The following is a 4,739-nucleotide window of genomic DNA, read 5'->3' as shown; positions in this document are numbered from 1 at the left end:
AGTGGCCACATCCGTCACCGCCGCCCACCGGGCCACGCTGACCGCGGCCGCGGCGGCGCACGGGCTGGTCACCTCCAGCCCGGCGGTGGCGGGCCGCATCGCCCACCAGGCCCTCACCTCGGGCTACGACGCCGGGTTCCGGATCTCGGCTGTCGTCGCTCTCGGGGCGTTCGTGGTGGCGGTGCTGGTGGCGCGCCGGCGTCCCGATCCCGTCGAGGCTCCTGCAGCCGACGGTGAGCTCCAGCTGGAGCTGGCCGCGTAGATCTGGACGTACCGACCGCCGGGCCGATCATCCGTGTGCTTCACGGGTGGCGGCCCGGCGGTTTCGCGTCTGCATACACACACGGTTGTTCGGGCGTCAGACCAGGCTGTCCTCCCACGCCGTGTGCAGGTCGTGGTACCGGCTGGCGTGGGAGAGGAGCTCGGTCGGCGTGCCGTCCTCGACGATCCGACCGGCGTCGACGACCACCACCCGGTCGGCTATCTCCACCGTGGTCAGGCGGTGGGCGATGATCACCGCCGTCCGCTCCGCCAGCAGGGTCCGCAGCGCCCGCTGGATCAGCCGCTCGCTGGGGATGTCCAGCGAGGCGGTGGCCTCGTCGAGGATCAGCACGTCGGGGTCGGCCAGGAACGCCCGGGCGAACGAGATCAGCTGCCGTTGCCCCGCCGACAGCGCCCCACCCCGCTTGCCGACGGGCGTGTCGAGGCCGGCGGGCAGTCCGGCGATGAAGCGGTCCGCGCCCACCGCTCGGGCCGCCCCCATCACCTCGTCCCGGGAGGCGCCGGGCCGGCCGAACTCGATGTTCTCCCCGACCGGGCGGGAGAACAGGAAGCCCTCCTGCGTCACCATCACCGCCCGCCGGCGCAGCTCCTCACGCGTGATCCGGCGGAGGTCGACGCCGTCGAGGGTGACCGTCCCCGCGGTCGGGTCGTAGAAGCGGGCCATCAGGCGGGCCACGGTGGTCTTGCCGGCGCCGGTCTCGCCCACCAGCGCCAGCGTCTGGCCGGCCGGCACGACCAGATCCATGTCCTCGAGGACGAGGTTGTCGCGGTAGCCGAAGCTCACGCCGCGCAGGGCCACCGAGCCGATCGGGCGCCCCGGTGCCGCCGCCGGCGGGACGACTGCCGTTCCGGCCGCGGGCTCCGGCACCGCCGGCTCCTCCTCCAGCACGCCGGACAGCTTCTCGAACGCCGCTGCCGCGGCCTGGAACAGGTTGTAGAACTGGCTGAGGTCGAGGATCGGGTCGATGAAGCGGCGCAGGTAGAGCACGAACGCGGCCAGGATCCCCACGGTGATCCGCCCGTGCTCGACTCGGATGGCACCGACCAGCAGCACGGCGGCCAGGGCGGCGTTCCCCATCGCCTTCACACCCGGGCCGTATACGGCGCCCAGCCGGATCGTCCACGCCGTGGTGTTGCGGTAGCTCTCGTTCAGGGTCTCGAAGATCTCCTGGTTCCGGGGCTCGCGCCGGAACGACTGCACGGCGCGGATCCCGCCCAGCGACTCGACGAAGTGCACGATCACGAGGGCTATGGCCTCCCGGGTGGCCCGGTACGCCAGCGCCGAGTTGTGACGGAACCACCGGGAGAGCAGCAGCACGAACGGGGAGGCGAGGAACACCACCGCCGCCAGCACCGGGTCGAGCCAGAGCATCAGCACCGCCACGCTGGCGATGGTGAGCAGCGCCCACACCAGGACCTGCAGTCCGTCCTGGAACAGCTCGGTGATGGCGTCCACGTCGGACGTCAGGCGGGAGATGACCCGGCCGGAGGTGTAGCGCTCGTGGAAGCTGATGCTGAGCAGCTGGAAGTGGTCGAACACCCTCTCGCGCAGGTCCAGCAGCACGTCCTGGCCGACCCGCCCCGTGACCCGGGTGAAGGCGTAGTCCGAGAGGGCCTGGCCGGCGCCCGCCACTGCCAGGCCGATTGAGATGAGCAGCAGCGGCATCAGCCGGTGGTGGTGCAGGAGCGGCGGGAGGCCGCGGTCGATGCCCTGCTGGACGAGGAAGGGCCCGACCATGCTGGCTATGTCGAAGGCGACGATGAGCGCCCCGGCCAGCAGCAGGCCCCGCTTGTGGGGCCGGAGGAGGGAGCGGAGGAGCCGGTGGCTCCGCCCTCGGAGGAGGGCGCTCACCGGGGCGGTGATCTGGTCGGCGTCCTCGGCCGCCACGCCCCGCCACTGGGCGGCCGCCAGCCCCTGGTCCTTCACGCCCTGACCTCCGTACCGGCGTGGGCCCCCCACCGCATTTGGCTCAACCTACGCCGGACGTGTGACCGCCCACGCTGAATTACCGGGTTGGCTCCGGCCGGTTGCACGGGCCGTCCGGGGCGGGACCAGGCCGGATGACGTCGGCTCGGAATAGCCTCCCTCATCAGGGGAGAAGGGGTCACGTGAGCGACAGGATCAGCGGGTGGTTCGACTCGGCACTGGGGCGGGACGAGAAGAAGGCTCTCGCGGCTGCTGTCGACTGGACCCAGCAACAGGTGGCGCTGGCGGACGGTGGTCGGCTCGACATGACCCTGGTCGAGTTCCTGATCGAGAACCGGTTCCTACCCACGCGGTACCGGCATCGTTACGACGCGGCCTTCCTCGACCGGTTCCTGCTGGTGCTGGACTCCGTGATCGGCAAGTTGGGGGGCCAGGATCCAGGCCCACTGGAGTCAACGGCCCAGGAGCTGGCCCTTCACGGACTGCTGGAAACCGCCGAGGTGCTGGCTGAGCCCGACGAGGAGCTCGACTTCGATCTGTTCCGCAACATCCACTTCGAGGACCTGGACCACGAATTCCTGTTCCATCCGGCCTTCGACGGGGTGGAGGACGACACGACCCACGACCTGAACTTCGCCAACCTCAGGTACGAGGACTGGTTCAAGCCCTTCCGGCCATAGCTACGGCGGCGCGGTCATCGCTGGATGAACCCCCGCGCGCTGGGTGCCGTCCTTCACGCCCCGACCTCCGCCCCGGCGAGGTTGCCGGCGTCGTCGGCCTCCTGGGCCAGCACGGCGCGGTAGGCGGGAACCGACTCGAGGAGGTCATGGTGGGAGCCGGTGGCGGCCACCCGCCCGTCGGCCAGGAAGGCCACCCGGTCGGCCAGGGCCAGGGTGGAGGGCCGGTGGACGACGACGAGGGCGGTGGTGCCGGCCAGGATCCGGGCCAGCGCCTCCTCCACCAGCGCCTCGGTGTGCACGTCGAGGGCGGAGAGGGGGTCGTCGAGCACGAGCACGCGGGGCCGCCCGAGGATGGCGCGGGCCAGGGCCAGGCGCTGGCGCTGGCCGCCCGACAGCGACAGCCCCTGCTCCCCGACGCGGGTGTCGAGGCCCCAGGGCAGCTCGTAGGCGAACTGGGCCTGGGCCGTCTCCAGCGCCACGGCTATGTCCCGGTCCCCGGCCGTGGGGCAGCCGATCAGCAGGTTCTCCCGCACGCTGGCGGAGAACAGGGTCGGGTCCTCGAAGGCCACGCCGATGTGGGAGCGCAGGGAGCCGAGGGTGAGGTCGCGGATGTCGGTGCCGTCGAGGGCGATGCGCCCGCCCGTCACGTCGTGGAGGCGGGGCACGAGCGAGATCAGCGTCGACTTCCCCGACGCGGTGGCGCCGACCAGGGCCACCGTCTCCCCGGGCTCGATGCGCAGGTCGACGCCGGCCAGGGTCGGGGTGGCCGCGCCCGGATAGGTGAAGCGCACGCCCTCGAAGTCCAGCCGGCCCTCGACGCTCGCCAGCACCACGGCGTGGGGGGCGTCGACGATCTCGGGGCTGGTGTCGAACACCTCCCAGATCCGCTCGATGGCCGTCGACGCCTCCTGGGCCATGGCCAGGATCTCCCCGAGGCTCTCCACCGGCCAGACCAGCATGAGGAACAGCGACACGAACGCCACCAGGCCGCCGAGGGTGAGCAGGTGGTGGCTCACGGCCACGCCCCCGCCCAGCAGCACCACCGCCAGCGTCACGTTGGGGATCAGCCCGAGCAGGGCGTAGAAGCGCCCCCGGAGCCGCACCGTCTCCAGCGCAGTAGTGCGAAGCACCCGCGCCTGCCCACCGAACCTCGCCGCCTCGGGCCCGTGGCGCCCGAACGCCTTGATCACCCGGATGCCGCCGGCCGCCTCCTCGACGAGGGTCGTCAGGTCCCCCTGGAGGTCCTGCACCCGGCGGGCCACGCCGTGGTACTCCCGCTCGAAGTTCCGCCCGGTGATCAGGATCGGCACGGCGGCGGCCCCGGTCACCAGGCCGAGGGCCAGGTTGAGATGGAGGAGGACGGCCAGCACCCCGGCGAAGGTGGCGATGTTCACCACCAGGTAGACGAGCCCGTAGCCCACGAAGCGCCGGATCGTCGACAGGTCGGTCGTGGCCCGGGAGAGGAGCTGGCCCGACTGCCACTCGGCGTGGAACGAGACCGGCAGGCGCTGGAGGTGGGCGTAGAGGTCGTTGCGGATGGTGGCCTCCATGCCCGTGGCGGCGTTGGCCAGGACCCGCCGGCGCAGCCAGAGGAGCAGCCCCTCCCCGAGCCCCAGGGCCAGGGCCAGCCCGGTCAGGGCCGCCAGCCCCCCGTGCTCGTGGCGGGCCACCGGCCCGTCGATCACGGCCCGGATGACCAGGGGTATAGAGGTCACCGCCCCCAGGGCGCCCAGGGCCGCCAGGGTCATAACGACCATCTGCCGGCGGTACGGGCGGACGTAGGGCAGCACGCGCCGGATGGGACCCCACCGCATTTAACCCAACCTACGCCGGGGGTGTGACGGCGTTCT

At 72.0% G+C, this 4,739-nt stretch carries 4 protein-coding genes; 2 read left to right on the top strand and 2 right to left on the bottom strand.

Annotated elements, in window-relative coordinates; translation table 11 throughout:
- Nucleotides 1-262 (top strand): hypothetical protein (locus tag VFW24_05050; protein HEX5266119.1); only part of this gene is annotated, 262 nt, incomplete at its 5' end.
- A 96-nt stretch (nucleotides 263-358) separates the two neighbouring features.
- Here VFW24_05050 and VFW24_05045 read toward each other — a convergent pair.
- Complete coding sequence (locus VFW24_05045; GenBank protein ID HEX5266118.1) at nucleotides 359-2,209, bottom strand: ABC transporter ATP-binding protein; 1,851 nt, start codon at nucleotides 2,207-2,209, stop codon at nucleotides 359-361.
- A gap of 182 nt (nucleotides 2,210-2,391) precedes the next feature.
- On the opposite strand from VFW24_05045, the gene VFW24_05040 reads away from it, so the two are divergent.
- Nucleotides 2,392-2,889: a hypothetical protein gene (locus VFW24_05040; GenBank protein ID HEX5266117.1), complete on the top strand. Its 498-nt coding sequence runs from the start codon at nucleotides 2,392-2,394 to the stop codon at nucleotides 2,887-2,889.
- Between the two features lie 53 nt (nucleotides 2,890-2,942).
- On the opposite strand, the gene VFW24_05035 is transcribed toward VFW24_05040, so the two are convergent.
- A complete protein-coding gene (locus VFW24_05035) occupies nucleotides 2,943-4,703 on the bottom strand; it encodes an ABC transporter ATP-binding protein (protein ID HEX5266116.1) in 1,761 nt (586 codons plus the stop codon).
- Nucleotides 4,704-4,739 lie beyond the last annotated feature (36 nt).

The sequence above is a fragment of the Acidimicrobiales bacterium genome (genome assembly GCA_036273495.1).
GTDB lineage: Bacteria > Actinomycetota > Acidimicrobiia > Acidimicrobiales > JAJPHE01 > DASSEU01.
Note: the sequence above shows the minus strand (reverse complement) of the source record. Positions and strands in the feature narration are given on the sequence as shown.

Bases quoted from the DNA above. Each gene is read 5' to 3' on its own strand.
- VFW24_05035 (HEX5266116.1), bottom strand. From the start codon at position 4,703: ATGCGGTGGGGTCCCATCCGGCGCGTGCTGCCCTACGTCCGCCCGTAC.